Annotated in this window: 21 protein-coding genes; 14 read left to right on the top strand and 7 right to left on the bottom strand. The window is 72.1% G+C overall.

Features of this window, described 5'->3' with window-relative positions:
* The first annotated feature begins 36 nt into the window (after positions 1-36).
* Both OH807_RS14750 and clpX read left to right on the top strand, forming a co-directional pair.
* A complete protein-coding gene (locus OH807_RS14750) occupies positions 37-699 on the top strand; it encodes an ATP-dependent Clp protease proteolytic subunit (RefSeq protein ID WP_406198570.1) in 663 nt (220 codons plus the stop codon).
* A gap of 249 nt (positions 700-948) precedes the next feature.
* Positions 949-2,238 (top strand): ATP-dependent Clp protease ATP-binding subunit ClpX, encoded by a 1,290-nt coding sequence (gene clpX, locus OH807_RS14745; protein ID WP_406198567.1) that lies wholly within the window; start codon positions 949-951, stop codon positions 2,236-2,238.
* Between the two features lie 115 nt (positions 2,239-2,353).
* On the opposite strand, the gene OH807_RS14740 is transcribed toward clpX, so the two are convergent.
* Together OH807_RS14740 and OH807_RS14735 are read right to left on the bottom strand one after the other, a co-directional pair.
* Entirely contained in the window at positions 2,354-3,160 is an 807-nt protein-coding gene (locus tag OH807_RS14740) for a hypothetical protein (protein WP_406198564.1), read from the bottom strand.
* 166 nt (positions 3,161-3,326) lie between these two features.
* The gene (locus OH807_RS14735) at positions 3,327-4,214 is read right to left on the bottom strand and encodes a hypothetical protein (RefSeq protein ID WP_406198562.1); all 888 of its coding nucleotides are present in this window, start codon (positions 4,212-4,214) and stop codon (positions 3,327-3,329) included.
* Positions 4,215-4,405: 191 nt separating this feature from the next.
* Here OH807_RS14735 and OH807_RS14730 point away from each other — a divergent pair, with 191 nt between their 5' ends.
* A complete protein-coding gene (locus tag OH807_RS14730) occupies positions 4,406-7,045 on the top strand; it encodes a valine--tRNA ligase (protein ID WP_406198559.1) in 2,640 nt (879 codons plus the stop codon).
* A 264-nt stretch (positions 7,046-7,309) separates the two neighbouring features.
* On the top strand, positions 7,310-7,837 hold the full coding sequence (locus tag OH807_RS14725; protein ID WP_406198557.1) for a hypothetical protein: 528 nt from the start codon (positions 7,310-7,312) through the stop codon (positions 7,835-7,837).
* Positions 7,838-7,847: 10 nt separating this feature from the next.
* Here OH807_RS14725 and OH807_RS14720 read toward each other — a convergent pair whose 3' ends face one another.
* The 3 genes from OH807_RS14720 to OH807_RS14710 all read right to left on the bottom strand — a co-directional run bounded on the left by OH807_RS14720 (position 7,848) and on the right by OH807_RS14710 (position 12,302).
* Positions 7,848-9,395, bottom strand: a complete 1,548-nt coding sequence (locus OH807_RS14720; RefSeq protein WP_406198555.1) for a chitinase — start codon at positions 9,393-9,395, stop codon at positions 7,848-7,850.
* 172 nt (positions 9,396-9,567) lie between these two features.
* Positions 9,568-10,728: a non-hydrolyzing UDP-N-acetylglucosamine 2-epimerase gene (gene wecB, locus OH807_RS14715; protein ID WP_406198552.1), complete on the bottom strand. Its 1,161-nt coding sequence runs from the start codon at positions 10,726-10,728 to the stop codon at positions 9,568-9,570.
* Positions 10,729-10,856: 128 nt separating this feature from the next.
* Positions 10,857-12,302: a glycosyltransferase family 2 protein gene (locus OH807_RS14710; RefSeq protein ID WP_406198549.1), complete on the bottom strand. Its 1,446-nt coding sequence runs from the start codon at positions 12,300-12,302 to the stop codon at positions 10,857-10,859.
* A 195-nt stretch (positions 12,303-12,497) separates the two neighbouring features.
* Here OH807_RS14710 and OH807_RS14705 point away from each other — a divergent pair, with 195 nt between their 5' ends.
* From OH807_RS14705 to rodA, 8 genes are all read left to right on the top strand, one after another.
* A complete protein-coding gene (locus OH807_RS14705; RefSeq protein ID WP_406198547.1) occupies positions 12,498-13,889 on the top strand; it encodes a bifunctional folylpolyglutamate synthase/dihydrofolate synthase in 1,392 nt (463 codons plus the stop codon).
* Between the two features lie 2 nt (positions 13,890-13,891).
* A complete protein-coding gene (locus tag OH807_RS14700) occupies positions 13,892-14,239 on the top strand; it encodes a DUF4233 domain-containing protein (RefSeq protein ID WP_406198544.1) in 348 nt (115 codons plus the stop codon).
* A 171-nt stretch (positions 14,240-14,410) separates the two neighbouring features.
* Positions 14,411-14,824, top strand: a complete 414-nt coding sequence (gene ndk / locus OH807_RS14695; protein WP_406198542.1) for a nucleoside-diphosphate kinase — start codon at positions 14,411-14,413, stop codon at positions 14,822-14,824.
* A gap of 313 nt (positions 14,825-15,137) precedes the next feature.
* Complete coding sequence (locus OH807_RS14690) at positions 15,138-16,163, top strand: rod shape-determining protein (RefSeq protein ID WP_305067939.1); 1,026 nt, start codon at positions 15,138-15,140, stop codon at positions 16,161-16,163.
* Between the two features lie 92 nt (positions 16,164-16,255).
* Positions 16,256-17,188, top strand: a complete 933-nt coding sequence (mreC, locus tag OH807_RS14685) for a rod shape-determining protein MreC (RefSeq protein ID WP_406198540.1) — start codon at positions 16,256-16,258, stop codon at positions 17,186-17,188.
* Between the two features lie 3 nt (positions 17,189-17,191).
* Positions 17,192-17,833 (top strand): rod shape-determining protein MreD, encoded by a 642-nt coding sequence (gene mreD / locus OH807_RS14680; RefSeq protein ID WP_406198539.1) that lies wholly within the window; start codon positions 17,192-17,194, stop codon positions 17,831-17,833.
* A gap of 57 nt (positions 17,834-17,890) precedes the next feature.
* Positions 17,891-20,152: a penicillin-binding protein 2 gene (gene mrdA / locus OH807_RS14675; protein ID WP_406198536.1), complete on the top strand. Its 2,262-nt coding sequence runs from the start codon at positions 17,891-17,893 to the stop codon at positions 20,150-20,152.
* Entirely contained in the window at positions 20,149-21,348 is a 1,200-nt protein-coding gene (gene rodA / locus OH807_RS14670) for a rod shape-determining protein RodA (RefSeq protein WP_406198534.1), read from the top strand. Before mrdA ends, rodA begins: the two co-directional genes overlap by 4 nt.
* Before the next feature lie 94 nt (positions 21,349-21,442).
* Here the strand turns inward: rodA and OH807_RS14665 are convergent, their stop codons facing one another.
* Positions 21,443-22,726 carry a M14 family zinc carboxypeptidase gene (locus OH807_RS14665; protein WP_406198531.1) on the bottom strand — a complete coding sequence of 428 codons (1,284 nt, stop codon included), beginning with the start codon at positions 22,724-22,726 and terminating at the stop codon, positions 21,443-21,445.
* 72 nt (positions 22,727-22,798) lie between these two features.
* On the bottom strand, positions 22,799-23,014 hold the full coding sequence (locus tag OH807_RS14660) for a hypothetical protein (protein ID WP_406198529.1): 216 nt from the start codon (positions 23,012-23,014) through the stop codon (positions 22,799-22,801).
* A gap of 309 nt (positions 23,015-23,323) precedes the next feature.
* On the opposite strand from OH807_RS14660, the gene OH807_RS14655 reads away from it, so the two are divergent.
* Positions 23,324-25,249: a TIGR03960 family B12-binding radical SAM protein gene (locus tag OH807_RS14655; protein ID WP_406198527.1), complete on the top strand. Its 1,926-nt coding sequence runs from the start codon at positions 23,324-23,326 to the stop codon at positions 25,247-25,249.
* Positions 25,250-25,483: 234 nt separating this feature from the next.
* Entirely contained in the window at positions 25,484-26,284 is an 801-nt protein-coding gene (locus OH807_RS14650; protein WP_406198525.1) for a TIGR03936 family radical SAM-associated protein, read from the top strand.
* The last annotated feature ends 334 nt before the right edge of the window (positions 26,285-26,618 follow it).

Below are 26,618 nucleotides of genomic sequence, written 5' to 3'. Positions count from 1 at the left end.
ACCACAGCCCCATCGCTCCGGAGGACCAGAATCCCCATGAACATCCCCAGCCTGTCCAGCGCCAAGGCACGCGTCGAGGACATGCGCGCCGAGGGTCGCTACATCGTCCCGCGCTTCGTCGAGCGCACCTCGCAGGGCATCCGTGAGTACGACCCGTACGCCAAGCTGTTCGAGGAGCGCATCATCTTCCTCGGCTCGCAGGTGGACGACGTCTCCGCGAACGACATCATGGCCCAGCTGCTCTGCCTGGAGTCCATGGACCCGGACCGCGAGATCCAGATGTACATCAACTCGCCCGGCGGCTCGTTCACGGCCCTGACGGCCATCTACGACACCATGCAGTACGTGAAGCCGGACATCACCACCGTCTGCATGGGCCAGGCCGCCTCCGCGGCCGCCGTGCTGCTCGCGGCCGGCACCCCCGGCAAGCGGATGGCGCTGCCGAACGCCCGCATCCTGATCCACCAGCCGTACACCGAGACCGGCCGCGGTCAGGTCTCCGACCTGGAGATCCAGGCCCGGGAGATCTTCCGGATGCGCGAGCAGCTGGAGGAGATGCTCTCCAAGCACTCGAACAAGACCGTCGAGCAGGTGCGCGACGACATCGAGCGCGACAAGATCCTCACGGCCGAGGAGGCCGTCGAGTACGGTCTCGTCGACCTGGTCATCTCCACCCGCAAGGCGTCGCTGACCTCCTGAGGTCGGTACCGCCGGGGGCGGGGCGCGGCGTCGGTCGCCCGCCCCGCCCCCGGCACACCGGCGGCTCCGGCGTCGGCATCTGTTCGGTATCAATTCGCCCAGGGCGTAGGGCAGACCCGGCGAAGAGGACGGAATCAGGGGCGCGGCAGAGTACCGTCGGACAGCGAGACCGATCGCCGTCGGCGTTGACGGTCCACAGCACCAGGCCCCGGAACCCCCGCGGGGCCCCTGGCGAAGGGGAAGCACCTCGTGGCACGCATCGGAGACGGTGGCGACCTGCTCAAGTGCTCGTTCTGCGGCAAGTCGCAGAAGCAGGTGAAGAAGCTGATCGCCGGCCCAGGCGTGTACATCTGCGACGAGTGCATCGACCTGTGCAACGAGATCATCGAGGAGGAGCTCGCCGAGACCTCCGAGGTGCGCTTCGAGGAGCTCCCGAAGCCCCGCGAGATCTACGAGTTCCTCGACCAGTACGTGGTCGGCCAGGACCTCGCCAAGAAGGCGCTGTCGGTGGCGGTGTACAACCACTACAAGCGCGTCCAGGCCGGTGAGGCCGGCCGCAGCGGCGGCAACGGCCGCGAGGACGCCATCGAGCTGGCGAAGTCCAACATCCTGCTGCTCGGCCCGACCGGCTCCGGCAAGACGCTGCTCGCGCAGACGCTGGCCCGGATGCTGAACGTCCCGTTCGCCATCGCCGACGCCACCGCGCTGACCGAGGCCGGGTACGTCGGCGAGGACGTCGAGAACATCCTGCTGAAGCTGATCCAGGCGGCCGACTACGACGTCAAGAAGGCCGAGACGGGGATCATCTACATCGACGAGATCGACAAGGTCGCGCGCAAGAGCGAGAACCCGTCGATCACGCGCGACGTCTCCGGCGAGGGCGTCCAGCAGGCGCTGCTGAAGATCCTGGAGGGTACCACCGCCTCGGTGCCGCCGCAGGGCGGGCGCAAGCACCCGCACCAGGAGTTCATCCAGATCGACACCACCAACGTGCTGTTCATCGTGGGCGGTGCGTTCGCCGGCCTGGAGCGGATCATCGAGGGCCGCGCGGGTGCCAAGGGCATCGGCTTCGGCGCCAACATCCGCTCCAAGCGGGAGATCGACTCCAGCGACCACTTCCGTCAGGTGATGCCGGAGGACCTCGTCAAGTTCGGCATGATCCCGGAGTTCATCGGCCGTCTCCCGGTGATCACCAGCGTGCACAACCTGGACCGCGAGGCGCTGCTGCAGATCCTCACCGAGCCGAAGAACGCGCTCGTCAAGCAGTACCGCAAGCTCTTCGAACTCGACGGTGTGGAGCTGGAGTTCTCCCGCGACGCACTGGAGGCCATCGCCGACCAGGCGATTCTGCGCGGCACCGGCGCGCGCGGCCTGCGGGCCATCATGGAGGAGGTGCTGATGTCCGTGATGTACGAGGTCCCCTCGCGTCAGGACGTCGCCCGCGTGGTGGTCACCGGGGACGTCGTCTCCAAGCACGCCATTCCGACCCTCGTCCCGCGCGACATGATCAAGCGCGAGCGGCGCGAGAAGAGCGCCTGACCGCAGCTCCCGGTCCGGGCCGACGCCGGGACGGAGCGCACGGCCGAAGGGCCCCCGGAGACCGCTGAGGTCTCCGGGGGCCCTTCGTCGTTCGTCGTGCCGCGGGGTACCGGGCCTACTTCGGGACCTCGGCGACCGCGCGCAGGTCACGGGCGTCGGCGGCGAGCGCGTCCAGGTCCGGCGCCTTGCCGTCCTCGGGCGCCTTCATCAGCAGGATCAGGCTGCTGTTGTCGGCCCACGCGCAGATGCCCAGGTCGGTGCCCTCCTGGGTGGCCTTCGCGCACTCCATGGTGCCGCCTTTGGGGCCGGCGTCGACCGCGTGCCGGTTGGTGACGGTCGGGCCGCCGGAGGTGAAGCCCTTGAACATGGCGTCCAGCTCCTGCTTGGGCAGCAGCACCTTGCCGTAGCCGCCGACCACGATGAGCTGCGGGTCCTGGGCGGAGTCCTGGTACACCGCGCTCACCCCGGTGGGGTTCCAGGAGCCGTCGCCCTTGCCGAACTCGGAGGTGATCTCCTCCTCCATCTTCCGGGCGATCTCGTTGTCGTCGTCCTTGCTGAGGTCCTTGAACGTGGCCGGCAGCACGACCTTCTGGGTGCCCGCGTTGGAGGTCACGTCGAAGACGAAGTACGCGACGGCGCCGCCGATCAGCGCCAGCACACCGGCGAGGACGCCGAGCAGGATCCAGAGCGTCTTGCGGGACTTGCGCGGCGGCGCCGGGGCGTACGCGCCGTACCCGCCGTAGCCCGGGGCGCCGGGCTGGGCGCCCGGCGGCGGGGCCTGCGGCGGCACGCCGGCGTAACCCGGGGCACCGGCCGGCGGCGGGGGAGTGGCGCCGTACCCGGGCGGCAGGGGTGGCACGGGTGCGCCGTACGGCTGGCCGGCGGGCGGCGGCGGGGTGCCGTAGGGGTTCTGGTCGGTCACGATGGCCCTTTCCGGGGAGAGCAGGGGACGGCGGACGTGGTGCACTCCCACCCGGGGCCGGGTGGCAGACGGGACGGCCGGCGCGCCGGCATTGCGGCGGGCCGGTGGTGCGGTGACGCGGTGGTCCGGTGGCGCGGCAGGCCGTCGGTGAGGTGCGCGCGGCGGACTACTTGGCGGTGACCATGGCGGAGCGGATCGCCCGGGTCTTCTCGGCGGCCTGGGCCGGGGTGAGCTGCGTCGGAGCGGCGCCGGTGAGGCTGGTCTTGAAGAAGGAGACCCGCGCGGTGGTCGACTTGTCGGCCCAGATGCAGACGGTGGACTGGGTCTTGCCCCCGAGCACGCCGAAGACGCCGCAGGAGAGCTTGGCCGAGGAGTTGTTGCTGTCCTGTGCCGGGAAGTCGGTCAGCGGCGTGGTCCAGTTGCCGCCGTCGGCGGGCTTCTTGGAGTCGTCGATGATCTGGCCCGGGTCGTTGAGCTTCCCGTAGACGCCGACCACGCTGATCGTGTCCATCGGGTCCGCGGCCTTGGCGTAGCTGGCGACCAGCACGTTGAGGTCGCTGCCGAACTTGGCGGTGTCGCCCTTGCTCGGGTCGGCGGCCTGCTCCTTCGCCGACTTCTGGGTGTAGCCGTCCGGCAGCGACTGCGCCGCGGTGATCCTGTACGTGCCGCCGCTGTCGCCGCCGACCAGCTTGTAGGCGGCGAAGCCGCCGCCACCGAGCACCAGCGCGCCGATCACCAGGCCGATCACCAGCCCGGCCCTGCCCTTGCGCGGCGGCGGTGCCACCGGGTAGCCCGGCTGGCCGTACGGGGCCTGCTGCGGCGGCACGCCGTACGGCGGCTGCGGGGCCCCGTACTGCGGCTGCGGCGCGCCGTACTGCGGTGCCGGGGCGCCCTGCTGCGGCGGGTAACCGTACTGGGGCTGGGGCTGGGGCGCGCCGTAGGGCGGCTGGGCCCCGTAGGGCGGCTGCGGCTGCGGCGGCGCGCCGTACGGGGGCGGTGCCCCGTAGGGCTGCTGCGGCTGACCCTGCGGATACTGCTGACCCTGGCCGTACATCTGCCTCTGTGCTCCCCCGCCGCACCCGCGGCCTGTCGTCCCTCTGGATTCGTCCGTGTCCGCACGATGGACCGGACGAGTGTGCGGGCACGCTATCGCACCGGGCCGACGGCCGTCCGGAGCGGGCACGCGCCGCCCGCGGACCGAAAGCGGTTCGTAACCCATGCCCGCGGTTACGTAAACTGTGTGTCGTGACCGACACGACGAACCAGCGCCCCGCGAGCACTCACGCCGGGGACGACGCAGCCACCCTTCCGACGACCTACGCCCCGGCGGAGGTAGAGGGCGAGCTGTACGAGCGCTGGGAGGAGCGCGGTTACTTCACGGCCGACGCCAAGAGCGACAAGCCCCCGTACACCATCGTCATCCCGCCGCCGAACGTCACCGGTGCGCTGCACCTGGGCCACGCGTTCCAGCACACGCTGATGGACGCGCTGACCCGCCGCAAGCGCATGCAGGGCTACGAGGCGCTCTGGCTGCCCGGCATGGACCACGCCGGCATCGCCACCCAGAACAAGGTGGAGCAGCAGCTCGCCGAGTCCGGCCTCTCCCGCCACGACCTGGGCCGGGAGGCCTTCGTCGAGAAGGTCTGGGAGTGGAAGGAGAACTACGGCGGCCGGATCCTCGGCCAGATGCGCCGCCTCGGCGACGGCGTGGACTGGTCGCGCGAGCGCTTCACCATGGACGAGGGCCTCTCCCAGGCCGTCCAGACCATCTTCAAGCGCCTCTTCGACGACGGCCTGATCTACCGGGCCGAGCGCATCATCAACTGGTGCCCGCGCTGTCTCACCGCGCTGTCCGACATCGAGGTGGAGCACGAGGAGGTCCCCGGCGAGCTGGTCTCGATCCGCTACGGGGACGGCGACGACTCGATCGTCGTCGCGACCACCCGGGCCGAGACGATGCTGGGCGACACCGCGGTCGCCGTCCACCCGGAGGACGAGCGGTACAGGCACCTGGTCGGCCGGACCATCAAGCTGCCGCTGACCGACCGGGAGATCCCGGTCGTCGCCGACGAGCACGTCGACCCGGAGTTCGGCACCGGCGCCGTCAAGGTGACCCCGGCCCACGACCCGAACGACTTCGCGATCGGCCAGCGCCACAACCTGCCCAACCTGAGCGTGATGGACGAGCGCGGTGCGATCACCGTGCACGGCCCGTTCCTCGGCCTGGACCGGCTGGAGGCCCGCTCGGCCGTCGTCGGCGCGCTGCGCGAGCAGGGCCGGATCGTCGCCGAGAAGCGCCCGTACATGCACGCCGTCGGCCACTGCTCGCGCTGCCACACGGTGGTCGAGCCGCGGCTGTCGCTGCAGTGGTGGGTCAAGGTCGCCCCGCTGGCCCAGGCGGCCGGCGACGCCGTCCGCGACGGCCAGGTGGAGATCCACCCGAAGGAGCTGGAGCGCCGCTACTTCGACTGGGTCGACAACATGTACGACTGGTGCATCTCGCGCCAGCTCTGGTGGGGCCACCGGATCCCGGTCTGGTACGGCCCGGAGGGCGAGGTCGTCTGCGTCGGACCGGACGAGCAGCCGCCGACCGGCGAGGGCTGGCACCAGGACCCGGACGTCCTGGACACCTGGTTCTCCTCCGGCCTCTGGCCCTTCTCGACCCTCGGCTGGCCGGAGAAGACTCCGGACCTGGAGAAGTTCTACTCCACCGACGTCCTGCTCACCGGCCACGACATCATCTTCTTCTGGGTCGCCCGGATGATGATGTTCGGCCTCTACGCGATGGACGGTCAGGCGCCGTTCAAGACCGTCGCGCTGACCGGCCTGGTCCGTGACGAGTTCGGCAAGAAGATGTCGAAGTCGTCCGGCACCGCCGTCGACCCGCTGGACTGGATGGACGCCTACGGCGCCGACGCCGTCCGCTTCACGCTGGCCCGCGGCGCCAACCCGGGCGCCGACGTGCCGATCGGCGAGGACTGGGTCAAGGGCTCCCGGAACTTCTGCAACAAGATCTGGAACGCCACCCGCTTCGCGCTGATGAACGGCGCCACCGTCCAGGGCCCGCTGCCCGCGCCGGAGGAGCTGACCGCCGCCGACCGCTGGATCCTGTCCCGGCTGAACGCGACCGTCGCCGAGGTGGACGGGCTGTACGAGGACTACGAGTTCGCCAAGGTCTCGGACACGCTCTTCCACTTCGCGTGGGACGAGGTCTTCGACTGGTACGTCGAGCTGTCGAAGACCACCCTCGCCAAGGGCGGCGCGCAGGCCGACGCCGCGCGCCGGGTCCTCGGCGAGGTCCTGGACGTGACGCTGCGGCTGCTGCACCCGGTGGTCCCGTTCGTCACGGACGCGCTGTGGACGGCGCTCACCGGGGGCGAGTCCCTGGTCGTCGCCGAGTGGCCGAAGGACAGCGGCTACCGGGACGCCGGCGCCGAGTCGGAGATCGCGCTGCTGCAGCAGACGGTCACCGAGGTCCGCCGGTTCCGCAACGACCAGAACCTGCGGGACACCCAGAAGGTCCCGGCGCAGCTGGAGCTGGCCGGCACCCCGCTGGTGGCGCACGAGGCGGCGATCCGCTCGCTGCTGCGCCTGACCGTCCCGGAGGAGGGCTTCACGGCCACCGCCTCGCTGCCGGTGGCCGGCGCCACGGTCTCGCTGGACCTCTCCGGCACCATCGACGTCGCGGCCGAGCGCAAGCGCCTGGCCAAGGACCTCGCGGCCGCCGAGAAGGAGAAGACCCAGACCACGGCCAAGCTCGGCAACGAGGCGTTCCTCGCCAAGGCGCCGGACGACGTGGTCGCCAAGATCCGGGGCCGTCAGGAGGCCGCCGAGGCCGACATCGCCCGGATCACCGCCCAGCTCGCGGCGCTGCCGCAGGGCTGACGGACCGCCGCCCACCGAGGGGCCGCATCCCGCCGACGCGGGGTGCGGCCCCTCGGCCTTTTCCCGGGCGCGGCCATTCCTGCTCCCAATAGCTCAATGGCGTTGCTCCCTTCCGGCGAATATTCATCCTGGATCGGGTGAGGTCTTATTCCGCCCGAATTCATTCCGGTCTTGCCCGCGCGGGTTCGCGGAAGTCAGCAGGTCGGATGTGTACGGTGTGCAGGAGTTCCGCCGAATCGACGGCACCGAACGGGAGGGCACGGCGTGGTGGCGACCAGGGAGTTGGCCGACGAACTGCCTGCTGAGGCGGTCGAGGGGGTCAAGGCCAGAGCGGCGACCCTGCTGCTCGCGTTCCGGCACGGGAACCAGCTCGCGTTCGACGAGGAGCTGGACCGGATCCTCGCCGAGCACGCGCACCGCGAGGTCACCACCCTGCTCACCTGGATCGCCGCCGAGGCGGTCCGCAAGGCGTACGCGCCGGAGGTCGGCGACCGGGTGCTGCGGGCGATGGCCCGGCGGGCGCCCGCCGACACCGGTGCGGTGGAGGTGGACGAGGAGACCGCGGACGCGGCCCGGCTGATCGAGGCGGTGGCCGGCGGCCGGGTCACCGAGGTCCGCGGGCTGGTGGCGGCCACCGCCGACACCACCTTCCTGGTCGGCGGCCTGCTCCAGGGCGTCGCGATGATGCTGCCGTTCCTGCCCGACGGCGAGCTGGCCGAGATCGCCGCGGAGCTGCGCCGCCGGCACTCCGGCCCGTGCCCCGAGATCCCCGAGGCCCGGGCCGGAGTCTGAGCACGGACGGTTACGGCATCGCGTGCAGGTGCGGGCCGACGGTGCCGGCGATCCCGCCGCCCGCCTTGGCGTCGTGGTTGGTCGACCAGGTCATCGCCCCGCCGATGCCGGGCCACTTGGTGTCCGGCTTGAAGCTGCCGCAGTTGGTGCCGGCGGCCAGGCAGTCCAGGGCGCTGTTGACCACCGCCGGGCTGACGTAACCGCCGCCCGCCGCGCTGGTGGAGGCGGGCACCCCGAGCCCGACCTGGTCGGGCCGCAGCCCGCCCTTGAGCTGGATGCAGGCCAGTGCGGTGAGGAAGTTGACGCTGCCCTGGGAGTAGACCTGCCCGTCGCAGCCGAGCATCGCACCGGAGTTGTAGTACTGCATGTTGACGATGGTGAGGATGTCCTTCACGTTCAGCGCCAGCTTGAAGTACTCCATCCCGGTCGACTGCATGTCGATGGTCTGCGGCGCCATGGTGAGGACGAAGCCCTTACCGGCCTTCGCCGCCAGGCTGTGGAGGGCCTGGCCCATGTAGGTGGCGCTGACGCCGTTCTCCAGGTCGATGTCGATGCCGTCGAATCCGTAGGTCTGCATCAGCGTCCAGGCGGTGTTGGCGAAGGTCGTCGCCGAGGCGGAGCTGTTGACGGCGACGGTGCCGTTCTGGCCCCCGACCGAGATGATCACCTTCTTGCCGGCGGCCTTCTTCGCCGCGATGTCGGCCTTGAACTGGGCCTCGGTGTAGCCGCCGAGCCGCGAGGAGAGCGCCGGGTCCAGGGTGAAGCTCAGGCCGCCGGGCGTGCTGGTGGCGTCCGCGAAGGAGACCGCGATGATGTCGTACGCGGCCGGGACGTCGCTGATCCGTTGCACGGTGGAGCCGTTGTCGAAGTTCTGCCAGTAGCCGGTGAGCAGGTGCTTGGGCAGCCCGGGCCGGTCGGTCGGCGTGTCGGTGGGCGTGGGGGTGACCGTCGGCGTGGTCGTCGGCGTGGCCGTCGGCGACGGGGTGCCGGTCGGGGTCGGGGTGGTGGCGGTCGGGGAGGGCTGGGGGTCGCCGGGCCCGATCAGGGAGACGTCGTCGGCCAGGAAGGCCGGCTGCCCGTACCAGCCGTGCAGGTAGACGGTGACGCTGGTGGTGGCCGCGCCGGTGGTGAAGGTGGTGCTCAGCCTGGACCAGCCGGTCCCCCCGGGCGTCCAGGTGCTCGGGTCGGTGCCGCCGGTGCCGCGGGCGCCGAGGTAGACGTACGAGCCCTGGACCCAGCTGCTCAGCGTGTACGTCGAGGAGGGCTTCACGGTGACGGTCCGGGTGCACTCGCCGGTCGTGCTGCCGCTCGGGGTGGAGCGCAGCGAGAACGAGCCGGAGTGGGCGGTGGGCGTCTCGGGCGCGGCCGAGGAACACGTCCAGCCGCCGAGGTGGTTGCCGTCCTCGAAGCCGCCGTTGGTGATCAGCTCGACGTCGGTGGCGGCGGCCGCTCCGGTGCCGGTGGCGAGTGCCAGTCCGCTCAGGCCGAGGGTGATCGCGGTGGCCGCGGCCAGCAGCGTGTGGACGGCGCGCGGGCGCGCGTGTCGGGCAGGTGGCATGACTCCATCTCCTGTGGGGGGAGGCCGTCGGCTCGCGTGGGGGCGGGCCGTCCGGGTGTCGATGGTGCGCGTACGGGAGCTACCGACAACTCAAGTCCCTGTCGGGGGAGGAGACTTGCCTCACAAGGTGGAGTAGACCAATCCGGCTGTCAAGAGGGCCTGGTGGGAGAGCTCACGCCGCGGCCGCGAGCGGGCCCTCGGCCAGCTGCGCCGTCAGCCGGGCGATCCGGGCCGAGGCGAGGCCGTCCCCGTACGGGCTCGGGGTGGCCGCCAGGGCGGCGAGCCGCTCGGGGGAGTCGGCCAGCCAGCTGCGCGCCAGTGCGCCCAGCTCCTCGCCGGGCTGCACCAGGGCGGCGAAGCCGGCGTCCACCGCCTCGGGGCGCTCGGTGGAACGGCGGACGACCAGCAGTGGGCGGCCGAGCACGGTGCACTCCTCCTGCACTCCGCCGGAGTCGGAGACCAGCAGGGCGGCGTGCCGGGCCAGCCCGAGGAACTCGGCGTAGCCGACCGGCCCGGTGACGGCGATCCGCGCCAGCAGTGCGTCCAGCCCGAACCGCTCGACGGCGGCCCGGGTGCGTGGGTGCATCGGGAACAGCACCGGGGTGCCGGCCCGCGCGATCCGGTCCAGCTCGGCGAGGACGGCGCCGAGCGCCGCGGCGGTGTCGGTGTTCTCCGGGCGGTGCACCGTGGCCAGCACGTAGCCGTCCGCGGCGAGCCCGTGCCGGGCGAGCAGGGCGGCCCGGTCGGTGTCCTCGGGCAGCTGCCGGCGGACCACCTCGACCACGGTGTTGCCGGTGACGGTGATCCGCTGCTCGTCCAGCGACTCGGCGCGCAGGTTGGCCGCGTTCTCCCCGGTGGCGGCGCAGAGCAGGTCGGCGAGGTGGTCGACCATCACCCGGTTGTGCTCCTCGGGCATCGCCCGGTCGAAGCTGCGCAGCCCGGCCTCGACGTGCACCAGCGGGATCTCCCGGGCGTTGGCGGCGAGTGCGCCGGCCAGGGTGGCGTTGGTGTCGCCCTGGACGACCACGGCGGCGGGCCGGTCCTCGGCGAAGGCGGCGTCCAGCTGGCCGAGGGACTGGGCGATCTGGCCGGCCCGGGGGCGGCCGCCGACGCCGGTCAGCAGCTCGGGGCGGGGCAGGCCGAGGTCGCGCAGGAAGCGCCCGGACATCGCCTCGTCCCAGTGCTGGCCGGTGTGCACCAGCCGGGTGGCATCGCCGAGTTCGTGGATCAGCGGGGCGAGCTTGACGAGCTCGGGGCGGGTGCCGAGGACGACGGCGACGCTGGCCGGGGCGAGCGGGCGGACGGCGGGCCGCGGGGGCGGGCACATGGTCATGGGGGTGCTCCGGGAGGTGTCGGGGGGTTCGGGTCGGGCCGCGCGGCGGGGCAGGGCCGCGCGGGTGGGGGCCGGGCCGCGCCGGCGGGGCCGGGCTCCGAGGGCGGGGCCGGGCTTCGAGGGCGAGGTCAGCCTTCGAGGGCGGTGGGGGCGCCGACGGCGACCCTCTCGGCGTTGCGTCTGGTCTTGGCCCAGCCGTTGCGGCCGAGCAGCAGCCGGACGGCGGCCCGGGTGGCGACCACGAACAGGTGGTAGGCGTAGAGCCAGAGCAGGACGCCCCAGAGCAGCCCGGCCGGCCGGCTCCGGCCGGGGTGCGCCAGTCGGCGGTAGGCGAAGCCCCAGAGCACCATCGGCAGCGTCGCGACCACGAAGGCGACGGCCATGTACGGCCCGAACCGGAGCTGGAAGTCGGCGGTCTCCTCGGGGAAGAGCGCCAGCCCGGTCGCGGTGATCGCGAGCGAGACCGGGGTCAGCAGCACCAGCAGCACGCAGACCACCGGCTGGAGGAAGGTGTACAGCACCTCGGCCTTGCCGGACGCCCGGTAGTGCGGCGAGCGCAGTACCCGGCCGGTGTAGCGCAGGCACTGCATGTTGCCCTGCGCCCACCGGGTGCGCTGGGTGAGGAAGCGCCGCAGCGAGACCAGCCCCTCCTGGGACACCTGCGCCTCGGTGACGTGCGTCAGCCGCCAGCCGGCCAGTCGCAGTTCGAGCCCGGACTCGTAGTCCTCCAGCAGTGCCCGCTCCGGCCAGGGGCGGCCCTCGCGGCCCTCCTCGGCGGTCAGCGAGTCGAGCGCGGAGAGCCGGACGAACTGGCCGTTGCCGCCGAGGCCCACGCTGCCGGTACGCCGGCGCAGCAGCTGCATGCCGGTGTTGCTGACCCGGAACTCGATGTCCTGCATCCGCACCAGGGCGCGGGCCCGCGCGTTGGCGAGCCGCCCGCGGCCGGGCAGCGGGAGCTCGTCGTCGGCGTTGCGCATGCGGACGCCGATCTGCACGGCGCCGGTGTCCGGGCGGCCCATCGCCCGGTCGGTGCAGACCGCCTCCAGCGTGCCGTCGTCCAGCCGGCCGTCCGCGTCGACGATGCCGAGGACGACGCGGGAGCGGTCGGCCGCGGCCGGGAGTGCGGCGGAGATCTCCCGGTAGGCGGCGTTGAGCGCGGCCCCCTTGCCGATCCGGGCGTGCGGGCGGCGCCGTTGGACGAGGTGGATCCGGTCGTCGTGCGCGGCGGCGGCGAGCACCAGGGTGCGGGTGGCGTCCTCGCTGTCGTCGTCGACCACCCAGAGGTGGGCCGCGGGCGCGACGGCCCGCAGCCCGGCGAGGGTCTGCGCGACGACGGCCTCCTCGTCGCGGCAGGGGATCACCAGGTGCCACTGGAAGGCGGCCGGGTCGCCGGGGTCGGCCGGCCGGTCGTGCCGGAAGGCGTGCCGGGAGCCGGCCCAGTACAGCAGGAAGCGGCCGAAGACGAGGACCATGTAGGCGAGCAGTGCCAGCGAGACCAGCCCGGCGAGCTGGACGAGCCCGCTCCGGTGGGCCTCGGCGTAACCGTGCAGGACGTCGGGCAGGGCGTCGGGCATGGCGGCGCACTCCTAGCAATCGATGGCGATTTGTCTCCATGTGGCGCGAATCGATGCTTCATTGCGGTCTGATGTCGCCAAATCGATAGTAAACGCGGAAAACGGCCAACCCGGGGCAAAGTGGTGGTTCTCACCCGGCGGCCGCTTCGGGGCGCCCAGTGGGGAGCGCGCCGCGCGGCTCCGTAGACTGTGGTCGTGAGCGACAAGGCCGACCCGAACCCGTACACCCTCCGCCCCGCCGACGACGCGCCGGGCGATCCGCTGCGCGAGGTCGAGCTGGAGCTCTCCGAGCGCTGGCCGGAGAACAAGCTGGAACCCTCGCTCGACCGGATCGAGGCGCTGATGGACATCCTGGGCCAGCCCCAGCGGTCCTTCCCCTCCATCCACATCACCGGCACCAACGGCAAGACCTCCACCGCGCGGATGGTCGAGCAGCTCCTCAACACCTTCGAGCTGCGCACCGGCCGCTACACCAGCCCGCACGTGGAGAGCGTCACCGAGCGGATCAGCCTGGACGGCGCCCCGATCAGCCCCGAGCGGTTCGTCGAGGTCTACCGCGACATCGAGCCGTACGTGCGGATGGTCGACGCCCAGCAGCCCGTCCCGATGTCCTTCTTCGAGGTGCTGACCGGCATGGCCTACGCCGCCTTCGCCGACGCCCCGGTGGACGCCGGCGTGATCGAGGTCGGCATGGGCGGCTCCTGGGACGCCACCAACGTCATCGACGCCGCCGTCGCCGTGATCGCCCCGATCTCGCTCGACCACACCGACAAGCTCGGCGACACCACCGGCCAGATCGCCGTCGAGAAGTCCGGGATCATCAAGGCCGGCGCGGTGGCGGTGGTCGCCCAGCAGCAGCTGGACGCCGCCCAGAACATCCTGAAGCGCGCCGTCGAGGTGGACGCCACGGTGGCCCGCGAGGGCATGGAGTTCGGCGTGATCCGCCGTGAGATCGCCATCGGCGGCCAGCTGATGACGCTGCGCGGGCTCGGCGGCAAGGACTACGAGGACGTCTTCATCCCGCTGCACGGTGCCCACCAGGCGCAGAACGCCGCACTGGCGCTGGCCGCGGTCGAGGCCTTCTTCGGCGTCGGCGGCGCGCGCGGCGGCCAGCTGGACGTCGACAAGGTCCGCCAGGCCTTCTCCGGCGTCGCCTCGCCGGGCCGGCTGGAGGTCGTCCGCCGCAGCCCGACGATCCTCCTGGACGCCGCCCACAACCCGGACGGCGCCCAGGCCACCGTCGCCGCGCTCGGCGAGTCCTTCGGCTTCACCCGCCTGGTCGGCGTGATCGGCACCAGCGGCGACAAGGACGTGGCCGGCGTGCTGGAGGCCTTCGAGCCGATCCTGGCCGAGGTCGTCATCACCCAGAACTCGACCCACCGGGCCATGGACGTGGACTCGCTGGCCGCACTGGCCGTCGACATCTTCGGCGAGGACCGGGTCCAGGTCGAGCCCCGGCTCGACGACGCCATCGCCGCCGCCGTCACCCTCGCCGAGGAGGAGGGCGACCTCGGCGGCGCCGGCGTCCTCATCACCGGCTCGGTCATCACGGTGGGCGAGGCCCGCCTGCTCCTCGGGAGGAAGTGACGATGCGGACGCTCTGCTCCTCGACCCTGATCGGTGAGGCCCTGCTCGCGATGTTCGCCGGCCTGGTGGCGATGCGGCTCTCCGACGTCCCCACCGGCACGGTCTGGACCGTCACCGGCATCGCCATGGCACTCTGCGTGCTGCTCTGCGGCATGATCACCCGCCCCGGCGCGGTGGCGGTCGGCTGGGCGCTGCAGCTCGGCCTGATCGCCAGCGGCTTCATCCTGCCGACCATGTTCGCCCTCGGCGTGGTCTTCGCCGGCCTCTGGTGGTGCTCGGTGCACTACGGCCGCAAGATCGACGAGTTCAAGGCCGCCCGCGCCGCCGGGCCGGCACCCGCCGCGGCCTAGCAGCCCGGATCCTGCCGGACCGGCGCCCGGCCCCGGGCGCCCGGCAGGGTCCGGGGCGGGCCCCCGGGGTCCGTCGGCGGCCCGCCTGCTCACGCAAGGTAACCTCTGCCGTAGTCGCACTCCGCGCACCCGACCGAGTGCATGCCGAACCGATTCCCCAGGAGAAGCACCGTGTCCCAGCGCACTCTCGTCCTGCTCAAGCCCGACGCCGTCAAGCGCGGCCTGGCCGGCGAGATCATCAGCCGCATCGAGCGCAAGGCCGGCTGGCAGCTCACCGCCGTCGAGCTGCGCACCTTCGACCGGGCGACGCTGGAGCAGCACTACGCGGAGCACGTCGGCCGCCCGTTCTACGAGCCGCTGCTGGAGTTCATGACCTCCGGCCCGTCGATCGCGCTGATCGTCGAGGGCGAGGAGGTCGTCCCCGGCATCCGGATGCTGGCCGGTGCGACCAACCCGCTGGAGGCCGGCGCCGGCACCATCCGCGGCGACTACGCGACCATCACCCGCGAGAACCTGATCCACGCCTCCGACTCCGCGGAGTCCGCCGAGCGCGAGATCAAGATCTTCTTCCCCGCGCACGCCTGACGCCTCCGGGGTCCGGGACCTTCGGGTGCCCCGGTCGGGACCATTGGCCCGGCCGGGGCATTCTTATCGTGAAATAGGGAACTGGGAGTGCCGACACGGCGTCCCAATGCCCGGAGAAGCGATCACGCTCCGGACAATGGACGGTATGCCCCACGTCGACGTCCGTACTGGCCGGCGTGACTACGATGGACGCGACTCAAGGGCCCGGTACGGCTGGTCAGCTGGCCTTTGCCCAAGCCGTGGGCGCGCGCTTTCGTCCACCCCCGCAATGACTCCGAGCCCGGGAAGGCACCTACACCCCATGGCAACCAACCTGTCGTTCATCGGCCGCGACCTGGCGATCGACCTCGGAACCGCCAACACGCTGGTGTACGTCAGGGGCAAGGGGATCGTGCTCAACGAGCCGTCCGTGGTCGCGGTCAACACCAACACCGGCGGCATCCTGGCGGTCGGCGCCGAGGCCAAGAAGATGATCGGCCGCACCCCGGGCAACATCGTCGCCATCCGCCCGCTCAAGGACGGCGTGATCGCCGACTTCGAGATCACCGAGCGGATGCTCCGCTACTTCATCCTCAAGATCCACCGCCGCCGCTACCTCGCCCGCCCCCGGGTCGTCGTCTGCGTGCCCTCCGGCATCACCGGAGTCGAGCGCCGCGCCGTCATCGAGGCCTCCTCGCAGGCCGGCGCGCGCCAGGTGCACATCATCGAGGAGCCGATGGCCGCCGCGATCGGCGCCGGCCTGCCCGTCCACGAGGCCACCGGCAACATGGTGGTCGACATCGGCGGCGGCACCACCGAGGTCGCCGTGATCTCGCTGGGCGGCATCGTCACCGCGCAGTCCATCCGGGTCGCCGGGGACGAGCTGGACAACGCCATCGTCCAGCACATCAAGAAGGAGTACTCGCTTCTCCTGGGCGAGCGCAGCGCCGAGCAGATCAAGATGAGCATCGGCTCCGCCTTCGCCCTGGAGGGCGAGAAGGACGAGCACGCCGAGATCCGCGGCCGCGACCTGGTCAGCGGCCTGCCCAAGACCGTCGTCATCTCCGCCGCCGAGGTCCGCGAGGCGATCGACGAGCCGGTCAACTCGATCATCGACGCCGTCAAGACCACCCTCGACCAGTGCCCGCCCGAGCTGGCCGGCGACGTCATGGACCGGGGCATCGTGCTCACCGGCGGCGGCGCCCTGCTGCGCGGACTGGACGAGCGGCTGCGCCGCGAGACCGGCATGCCGATCCACATCGCCGAGAACCCGCTCGACTCGGTCGCGCTCGGCTCCGGAAAGTGCGTCGAGGAGTTCGAGGCCCTCCAGCAGGTACTCGACGCCCAGCCGCGCCGTTAGCACCACAGACCGGACAGTCACACTGGAACGGCCCCCGCCCGGGCCCCACAGCCCGGGTGGGCGGCCAGGTACGAAGGGGCAGTACCAGCACCGTGAGGGACACACGAGAGAGCCGGCTGCTGCTCATCCTGCTGGTGGCCGTCGCCTTCGCACTGATCACCGTGGACATCAAGGGCGGTGAGAGCTCCCCGCTCGGCGGTGCCCGGCGGGCCGCCGCCGGCGCACTCGGCCCGGTCGAGCGCGGCGCCGCCACCGTGGTCGACCCGGTGGCCGACACCGTCCGCGCCTTCCGCGACGCCGCCACCCACAGCGGCCGCACCGACCAGCTGGCCCGGGAGAACACCGAGCTGCGCCAGAAGCTCGCCTCCTCCGACGCGGCCGGCGGGCGCACCAAGCAGCTGGACGACCTGCTGCGCACCGCCGGCGCCGGCGGCTACACCGTCAAGGCCGCCCAGGTCATCGCGATCGGCCCGGCGCAGGGCTTCTCCTGGACCATCACCATCGACGCCGGCAGCGACGACGGCCTCACCCGGGACATGACGGTCATCAACGGCCAGGGCCTGGTCGGCCGGATCACCACCGTCGCCCCGACCACCTGCACCGTGCTGCTCGCCTCCGACCCCGGCTTCAGCGCCGGCGCCCGGCTGGAGGGCACCGGCGAGATCGGCTTCGCCTCCGGCGGCGGCACCAGCGCCATGAAGGTCTCCCTGCTGAACGGCAAGGCCCAGGTGAAGGAGGGCGACCGGCTGGTCACCTTCGGCTCGCAGAGCGGCCGCCCGTTCGTGCCCGGCGTCCCGGTCGGCAAGGTGGTCCAGGTCGAGGCCAACCCCGGCCAGCTCACCAAGACCGTCCTGGTCGAGCCCTTCGTCCAGTTCACCCGGCTCGACCTGGTCGGCGTGGTGGTGGTACCGCCGCGCACCGACCCGCGCGACGCCGTCCTGCCGCCCGCGCCCGCCGCGCAGGGCCAGGCCCCCGCGGCACCGGCCGCCGCCGCACCGCCCGCCAAGCCCTCCGGGGGGAACTGAGCCATGCGCCTCGCCCGCGTCCCCGTCACCGCCGTCCTGGTCCTGCTCGGCCTGCTCCTTCAGGTCAGCGTCTTCGGCCGGCTCCAACTCCCGGGCGCCACCCCGGACATACTGCTGCTCGTGGTGGTCGGCCTGGCCATGGTCTACGGCCCGACCGGCGGCTGCCTGGTCGGCTTCGCGGCCGGCCTGCTGGCCGACCTCGCGCCGCCCTCGGACCACGCGATCGGCCGCTACGCGCTGGTGCTCTGCCTGATGGGCTACGCCGCCGGGCTGCTCCGCCCGGACCACGGCCGGCAGCGTTCGGTCTCCACCGCACTGCTGGTGGTGGCGGTCGCCGCGATCGCCTCCACCCTGCTGTACGCGATGGTCGGCGCCCTGGTCGGCGACACCGCCGCCCGCCACGTCGGCCTCGGCAGCCTGGTGGCGACGGCGCTGCTCTACGACCTGCTGCTGGCGCCCTTCGTGGTGCCCGCGGTGATGCTGATCGGCCGCCGGTTCGGGAAGGACCCGGTGGCCGCCGCCACCGGGGACGACGAGGGCGGCCCGGGGCTCGGCACGCTGGCCCGCTACCGCACCACCCGTGAGGCGTCCTCCGGGCCGACCTACAAGAAGCGGCGCTCGCTCGGCTTCGCCAAGCGGCCGTGACCCCGGCCCGTTGATGCCCGTGAATACCGGAACCCCGCACTCTGGAGCGCACGCGACGTGAGCAACATCCCCGAGACCGGCCGTACCCGGCGGGTGACGATCCGTCTGGTGGTGCTGCAGATCCTGGTGCTCTCGCTGCTCGCCACCCTCGGCGGGCGGCTCTGGTACCTGCAGATCCGCAACGCCAAGGAGTACACCGCCAAGGCGACCGGGAACCACGTCCGCGAGGTGGTCGAGCCCGCGGTGCGCGGCGAGATCCTGGACGCCTCCGGCCGGATCCTGGCCGGCAACGAGACCAAGCTGGTCGTCTCCGTCAGCCGGACGTCCCTGCTGCAGCAGAAGGACGGCGGCAAGGCGGTGCTCGGCCGCCTCGCCGACGTCCTCGGCATGCCGGTGAAGGACGTCCAGGAGAAGGTCCGGCTCTGCGACGCCAAGACCCCGCAGCCCTGCTGGAACGGCTCGCCCTACCAGCCGATCCCGGTCACCAAGGAGGCGACCACCCAGCAGGCGCTGCAGATGATGGAGCGCCGCGAGGACTTCCCCGGGGTGACCGCCCAGCCCACCGCCGTGCGCCATTACACCGGCGTCGAGGGCGCCAACATGGCCCAGGTGCTCGGCTACCTCTCCCCGGTGACGGACGAGGAGGTCTCCAAGACCGCCGCCAAGGCCGGGCTGGACCGCTACCTGCCGGCCGACCAGATCGGCCGGGCCGGGCTGGAATCGGTGTACGACCGCGACCTCCGCGGCACCGCCGGCATCACCAAGCTGGAGGTGGACAACCTCGGCCGGGTGATCGGCACCGCCGGCACGGTCGCGCCGCAGACCGGCAACAACCTGGTGACCAGCATCGACGCCCGGGTGCAGAAGGTCGTCGAGGACAATCTGGCGCAGGCGATGAACGACGCCCGCAACACCTTCGACAAGGTGACCAACCGCAACTACGAGGCCGACTCCGGCGCCGCCGTGGTGATGGACGTGCACACCGGGCGGATCGTCGCCATGGCCAGCGCCCCGACCTACGACCCGAACCTCTGGCAGGGCGGCATCGCGGGCAAGGACTACCAGGCGCTGACCAGCAAGGAGTCCAACTTCCCGCTGCTGAACCGGGCCATACAGGGTCAGTCCGCGCCCGGCTCGACCTTCAAGGTCATCTCCACCACCGCCGCCGTGCAGGCCGGCTACTCGCTGGACGGGCACTACCCGTGCCCGAAGAGCATGACCATCGGCGGCCGTGAGTTCAAGAACTTCGAGAGCGAGAGCTTCGGCGACATCTCGCTGGAGAAGGCGCTGGAGATCTCCTGCGACACCGTCTTCTACGGTCTGGCCTACGACCAGTGGATGAAGGACGGCGGCATCAAGCCGAAGAAGGACACGGCGGACTGGTTCTACAAGACCGCCCACCAGTTCGGCCTCGGCGCCAAGACCGGCATCGACCTGCCCAGCGAGGTCACCGGCCGGGTGCCGGACCGGCAGTGGAAGCAGTCCTTCTTCGACAACAACAAGGACGCCTGGTGCAAGCAGGCGGAGAAGGGCGGCACCACCTTCTCCGACCAGATCGCCCGCGAGAACTGCGTCGACGGCTACCAGATGCGCGCCGGTGACTCGGTCAACTTCGCGATCGGCCAGGGCGACACGCTCGTCACCCCGATCCAGATGGCCCGGATCTACTCGGCGCTCGCCAACGGCGGCACCTTCTACCGGCCGACCGTCGCCAAGGCGGTGATGAGCCCGAGCGGGGATCTCGTCCGCGAGATCGCCCCGCACGAGGACGGCAAGTTCCCCGGCGACCAGAAGCTGCTGAGCTACATCGACCAGGCCACCGCGGGCGTCGTCACCGGCGGCACCGCCGCCTGGAAGTTCACCGGCGCCGGGTGGCCGCAGGGCAAGATCGAGCTGCACGCCAAGACCGGCACCGCCGAGGTCGAGGGCAAGCAGACCACCTCGTGGCTGACCACCTACAGCGACGACTACGCGGTCGTGATGACGATAAGCCAGGGCGGCACCGGCTCCGGCGGTTCCGGCGACGCGATCCGCCGCATCTACCAGTCGCTGTACGGCGTCGACGACAAGGGCAACGTCGACGGCGGGAAGGCGCTGCTGCCCAAGCCGCAGGCCGAGCTGCCGAAGTTCAACGCGGACGGCACCGCGATCATCAAGCCCGCCGCGTACGCCCCGGCGGAGCTCGGCGACCCCGGGGTGACCGGCGCCTCGCCGCGGGTCTTCCTGGACCCGGCGCAGCCGTCCGGCCCGGTGACCCTGCTCACCGCGGCGGACGCCGCGCTCGAACCCACCCGCGGCACCGGAAGGAGCCGGGCATGAGCTCCTACGGGTCGTACCGGCAGCTGCGGCTCGCCCCGCAGCGCGGCGGGGTGTCCAAGGCCCTCGCCAAGGACTCCCCGATCTGGCGGATCGACTGGATACTGCTGCTGGCCGCGCTGGTGCTGTCGCTGGGCAGCTCGCTGCTGGTCTGGTCGGCCACCCGCGGGCGGGACTCGCTCACCCACGGCGATCCGCAGTACTTCCTGTTCCGGCACCTCACCAACGTGCTGATCGGGATGGTGCTGTGCGCAGTGGTGATAGCGATAGGGAGCCGCCGGTTCCGCACGGTGGTGCCGTTCCTGTACGTCGGCGTGATCCTGCTGCTGGCGGCCACGCTGAGCCCGCTCGGTTCGACCATCAACGGCCAGCACTCCTGGATCCAGCTCGGTGGCGGCTTCTCCGTCCAGCCGGCCGAGTTCGCGAAGCTGGCGATCGTGCTGGCGATGGCCGTCGTGCTGGCCGACCAGGTGGACGCGGGGGAGCGGGAGTTCCCCTCGCACCGGGCGGTGTTCCGCGGGCTGGTCTGGGCGACGCTGCCGATGGCGGTCGTGATGCTGATGCCGGACGCCGGCTCGGTGATGGTGATGGCCGTCATCGTGCTCGGCATCCTGCTGGCCTCCGGCGCGGCCAACCGCTGGGTGATGGGCCTGATCCTGGCCGGGGTCGGCGGCTGCGTGGCGATCTGGAAGCTCGGCGTGCTGAGCAAGTACCAGATCGACCGCTTCGCGGCCTTCGCCAACCCGGCGCTCGACCCGTCCGGCGTCGGCTACAACACCGCGCAGGCCCGGATCGCGATCGGCTCGGGCGGGCTGACCGGCAAGGGGCTGTTCCACGGCACCCAGACCACCGGGCAGTTCGTGCCGGAGCAGCAGACCGACTTCGTCTTCACGGTGGCCGGCGAGGAGCTGGGCTTCCTCGGGGCGATGGCGATCATCGTGCTGCTCGGCGTGGTGCTCTGGCGGGGCTGCCGGGTCGCCCGGCACGCGACCGACCTGTACGGCACCGTCGTGGCCGCCGGAGTGGTCGCCTGGTTCGCCTTCCAGGGCTTCGAGAACATCGGGATGTGCCTGGGCATCATGCCGGTGGCCGGCATCCCGCTGCCCTTCGTCTCCTACGGCGGATCGTCGATGTTCGCCACCTGGGTGGCGATCGGGCTGCTGCAGGCGGTGCAGAGCCAACGGCCGATAGCGGCCTGAGCGCGGTGACCGGGGCCGGCCCGGGGGAGCTCCCCCGGACCGGCCCCGTCGTGTGCCCGGCCCCGCCGGCCGCATCGGACCGCCGCCGGCGGCGCTACCCGAGCACGCAGTCGGCGGCGGCCAGGACCGCCCGCGCCTGGTGCGCCACCTGGGCCTCCACCGGCACCCAGCGGGCGCCGAGCCGGTCCAGCCCGGCCAGGCCCGCCGCCACGATGGCGCCGGCCCGCGCCCGGGCCGCCTCGACCGCCGGACCACCCGTGTCGGAGAGCAGCCGGAGCAGCATCGACGCGATCCGCAGCGGCAGCCGCTCCGCCACGATCTGCGCCGTGGTCACCCGGGAGACCGAGAGCGGGGCGGCACACCAGCCGGTGCGCAGCTCCTCCACCAGCAGCGGGCAGACCCGGAGGTTGAAGTCCACCGCACGCAGCAGCGGCCCGTACGCCGCACCCGCGTGCGCCGGGGCCAGCGGCAGCAGCGCGGCCAGCGCCTCGACCCGGGAGCCCAGCGTGGCCGCGGCGGCCCCCACCGCCGCCCGGACCTCCGGGTGCGGCCGCGCGTCGCGGACGGCGTCGACGGCCCACATCGGCACCTCCAGCACGGCCGTCACCCCGCCGTGCCGGCCGGCGTACGACCAGGTGGAGAGCTCGGGCCGGTCCGGCAGCACCTGGGAGCCCGCGCCCGGCGCCGGCATCACGTACGTGCCGGGCGCCGGACTGTCCCAGCCCACCGCATCGTAGGAATCGATGTCCAACGGGATGCCGCCGCGGGCCACCGAGCGGGCGAAACGCTCGGCCAGAGCAGGGACCGGCCGCGTCAGCTGGACGAACGCCCCGCCGAAGTCCACCCCGTGCAGCGAGCACTGGAGCACCGGCCGCAGCTCGTCGATCAGACCGGTCAGCACCAGGCTCTCCGGCAGCGGCGGGCCGCCGCCGTCCCCGGGCGGCAGCAGCTCCGGCTGCTCGTCGAACGCGGGCCGGAAGAAGTGCTCGTAGTGCCGCGCGGCGGACAGCGGGCCCGCCAGCCAGCCGTCATTGAGGGCGGCACCGTCCGGATCCAGGCAGAACAGCACGTGCCAGGCCACGCCGGGGCGCGGCGGCAGCTCCAGCACCCGCTCGGCCAGCCGCACCGCGGAGGCCACCCCCACCGGCTCGTTCGGGTGCGGGCCGCCGACCACCAGGACGGTGCGCTCGCCCTCGTCGACGGAGAGCAGGACCAACGGGCGCCCGGCCCGGGACGAGCCCACCTCGCGCAGCCGGCAGCGACCGGGGAACCGCTCGCCGAGGCGCCGGGCGGCGGCCACGGCCTGCGCCACCGTGGGGTACCGGTCCGGGCGGTGGGACGCTGCGGCGCTGCGCACCCGTCGGCCGGTGTCGGTCATGGTTCTCCTCGCCGTGGTGCTGCCGCGCGGCCGCCGGCGCCGCAGCCGGGGGCCGTTCGCCGCGGGCGCTGGTCAGTTGCCGGTGGAGCCGCCGCCGGTGATCCCCTTCTTCGGCGGCCGGCGCACGAGGACCGCGGCGCGCGCCCCGGCCCTCGTCCGGTCGCCCCCGCTGGGCCCGGCCGCTGCCGTCGCTGCTGCCTCGGCCGTCTCGGCCGTCTCGGCCGCATCGGCCGTCTTGACCGTCTCGGCCGCCTCGACCGGGAGGGCGCCGGCGGTGCTGTCGCGCATGGCCAACTCCCTTTTATCGACGGATTTCAGGGCGCTACCGGGCAGGCCTTGCCAGTACCGCACGCAGCATCCGGCCATGTCAATGGCCACTACCGCGGAGCCGTCGGGCGGTGGTCACGCGCCGGATGCGGGTCGCCCGGGGCCGGCCCCGGCCCCCGCCGCCCGGTCGGGCCGGACGGCGGCTTCGAGGCAGCCGCCGCGATTCGGCTACCCTTGAGGGTCACCCCCTCCCAAGACGTCGCCCGCCTCCCCGACCGGGGCCGGTGCGCGCGACACCTCTCAACTCAACGTCGTAAGGGTTCCTAGTACATGACTGTCGAATCGGTCTTCCCACGCCTGGAGGCCCTCCTCCCGCACGTCCAGAAGCCGATCCAGTACGTCGGCGGCGAGCTGAACTCGACCGTCAAGGACTGGGACGCCTGCGACGTCCGTTGGGCGCTGATGTACCCCGACGCCTACGAGGTGGGCCTGCCCAACCAGGGCGTCATGATCCTCTACGAGGTGCTCAACGAGCGCGAGGGCGTGCTGGCCGAGCGGACGTACAGCGTCTGGCCGGACCTCGAAGCGCTGATGCGCGAGCACGACGTCCCGCAGTTCACCGTCGACGCGCACCGCCCGGTGAAGGCCTTCGACGTCTTCGGGCTCTCCTTCTCCACCGAGCTCGGCTACACCAACATGCTGGCCGCGCTCGACCTCGCCGGCATCCCGCTGAACGCCGCCGACCGCACCGAGGACGACCCGATCGTGCTCGCCGGCGGCCACGCCGCGTTCAACCCCGAGCCGATCGCGGACTTCATCGACTGCGCGGTGGTCGGCGACGGCGAGCAGGCCGTGCTCGACATCACCGAGCTGATCCGCGGCTGGAAGGCCGAGGGCCGCCCGGGCGGGCGCGAGGAGATCCTGCTGCGCCTGGCCCGCACCGGCGGCGTGTACGTCCCCAGGTTCTACGACGTGGAGTACCTCGCCGACGGCCGGATCGGCCGCGTCGTGCCCAACGCGCCCGGCGTGCCGTGGCGGGTCTCCAAGCACACCGTGATGGACCTCGACGAGTGGCCCTACCCCAAGCAGCCGCTCGTCCCGCTCGCCGAGACCGTGCACGAGCGGATGTCCGTCGAGATCTTCCGCGGCTGCACCCGCGGCTGCCGCTTCTGCCAGGCCGGCATGATCACGCGCCCCGTGCGGGAGCGAAGCATCACCGGCATCGGCGAGATGGTCGAGCGCGGCCTGAAGGCCACCGGCTTCGAGGAGGTCGGCCTGCTCTCGCTGTCCAGCGCCGACCACACCGAGATCGGTGACATCGCCAAGGGCCTGGCCGACCGCTACAGCGAGGACAAGGTCGGCCTGTCCCTGCCGTCCACCCGCGTCGACGCCTTCAACATCGACCTCGCCAACGAGCTGAGCCGCAACGGCCGCCGCTCGGGCCTCACCTTCGCCCCCGAGGGCGGCAGCGAGCGCATGCGCAAGGTGATCAACAAGATGGTGTCGGAGGAGGACCTCATCCGCACCGTCTCCACCGCCTACGGCAACGGCTGGCGCCAGGTGAAGCTGTACTTCATGTGCGGCCTGCCCACCGAGACCGACGAGGACGTGCTCCAGATCGGCCAGATGGCGAAGAACGTCATCCAGAAGGGCCGCGAGGTCACCGGCCAGAACGACATCCGCTGCACCGTCTCCATCGGCGGGTTCGTGCCCAAGCCGCACACCCCGTTCCAGTGGGCCCCGCAGCTGTCCGCCGAGGACACCGACGCCCGCCTGGCCAAGCTGCGCGACTCCATCCGCGGCGACCGCAAGTACGGCAAGAACATCGGCTACCGCTACCACGACGGCAAGCCCGGCATCGTCGAGGGCCTGCTCTCCCGCGGTGACCGCCGGATCGGCGCCGTCATCCGGGCGGTCTACGACGACGGCGGCCGTTTCGACGGCTGGCGCGAGCACTTCTCCTACGACCGCTGGATGGCCTCGGCCGAGAAGGGCCTGGCCGGCACCGGCGTCGACGTCGACTGGTACACCACCCGCGAGCGCACCTACGAGGAGGTGCTGCCCTGGGACCACCTGGACAGCGGCCTCGACAAGGACTGGCTCTGGGAGGACTGGCAGGACGCCCTGGAGGAGGTCGAGGTCGACGACTGCCGCTGGACGCCGTGCTTCGACTGCGGCGTGTGTCCTCAGATGGACACCCAGATCCAGATCGGCCCCACCGGGCAGAAGTTGCTGCCGCTGACGGTCGTCAAGTAGCCGGACCCGTGGTGGCGCCCCCGTCGGAGGAATCCGGCGGGGGCGTCGTCGTCGGTGGCCCGGGGTGGGGGTGCGGACCGGGGGCGGAGCGGGGCGGGCGTGCGGGCGCGTACCCTTTGAGGTGACAGAGTCCGGACAGTGGCGGAAAAGCGTCGCGCCGGACGGGGACAACTGACTAAGGACTGAGCGACCCTGGCACGCCGTACGCCCGACGGTCCGCCGCCCGCACCGACGGTGCAGCGGATTCGTCTCCGCTACACCAAGCGCGGCCGGCTCCGCTTCACCAGCCACCGCGACTTCCAGCGCGCCTTCGAGCGCGCCCTGCGCCGCTCGGCCGTTCCGATGGCCTACTCCGCGGGCTTCACCCCCCACCCGAAGGTGTCGTACGCCAACGCCGCCCCGACCGGGGTGGCGAGCGAGGCGGAGTACCTGGAGATCGGGCTCGCCGCGGTCCGCGACCCGGAGGAGCTGCGTGCGCAGCTCGACGAGTCGCTGCCGGACGGCCTGGACATCATCGACGCGGTCGAGGTCCGGACGCCGAACTTCGTGGAGCGCCTGGAGGCCTCCGCGTGGCAGGTCCGGCTGGACGGTGTCACCCGGGAGGAGGCGGCCTCCGCGATCGCCTCGTTCCTTGCCGAGGAGCGGGTCGAGGTCGAACGCCTGACCAAGAACGGCGTGCGGGTCTTCGACGCGCGCGGCGCCGTGGCGGCGCTGGAGCTCCTCCCGTCGCAGGTCGACGGCGGTACGGACACAGAAGGCGAAGGGGCCCGCGATGTTCGGACGGGCCGTCCCTGTGCGATACTGCGCCTGGTAGTACGACACGCCACACCCGCCGTACGACCCGACGACGTATTGTCCGGTCTCCGTGCGACGGCCGACCTGGCGCCGCCGGTCCCCGCAGAGGTGACCAGGCTGGCGCAGGGGCCGCTCGACGAGGAGACCGGCACGGTGACCGACCCGCTGGCGCTCGACCGCGCCGCGGCCCCGGCCGTCCCTCTGACGGCCGCCGAGCCGCGCGCAACCGCGTCCGCCTAGCGGGCGGAGGCCCGGCCCAGTGCCTCACTGGACCGGTGGTCCTCCAGGCCCCCGCGGCTCCCCAGGGGAGCGAGCGTCGTCGAAGCACAGGCCGGCCTCTTGCGGCCCGCCGACCCGGATGGTCGGTGGGCCCGAGGACCCCGTCCGGGAGCCACCCGGGGTTGGGGGACGGCGAAGCTTGGAAAACCTCAGAAGACTGGTCAGACCAGAAGACTTTCGACACCCCGCCGTGTGCGGGGCGCCGAGCGAGACTACGAGCCCCTGTGCGGCCTCGCGTCCGCACGGTGGCACTGGGAAAGGATCCGGCCCGGGCATCCGTCGTGATGCCGGTCGG

The sequence above is a fragment of the Kitasatospora sp. NBC_01560 genome, from assembly GCF_045208415.1.
Lineage (GTDB): Bacteria > Actinomycetota > Actinomycetes > Streptomycetales > Streptomycetaceae > Kitasatospora.
This window is presented reverse-complemented; position numbering and strand designations above follow the sequence as displayed.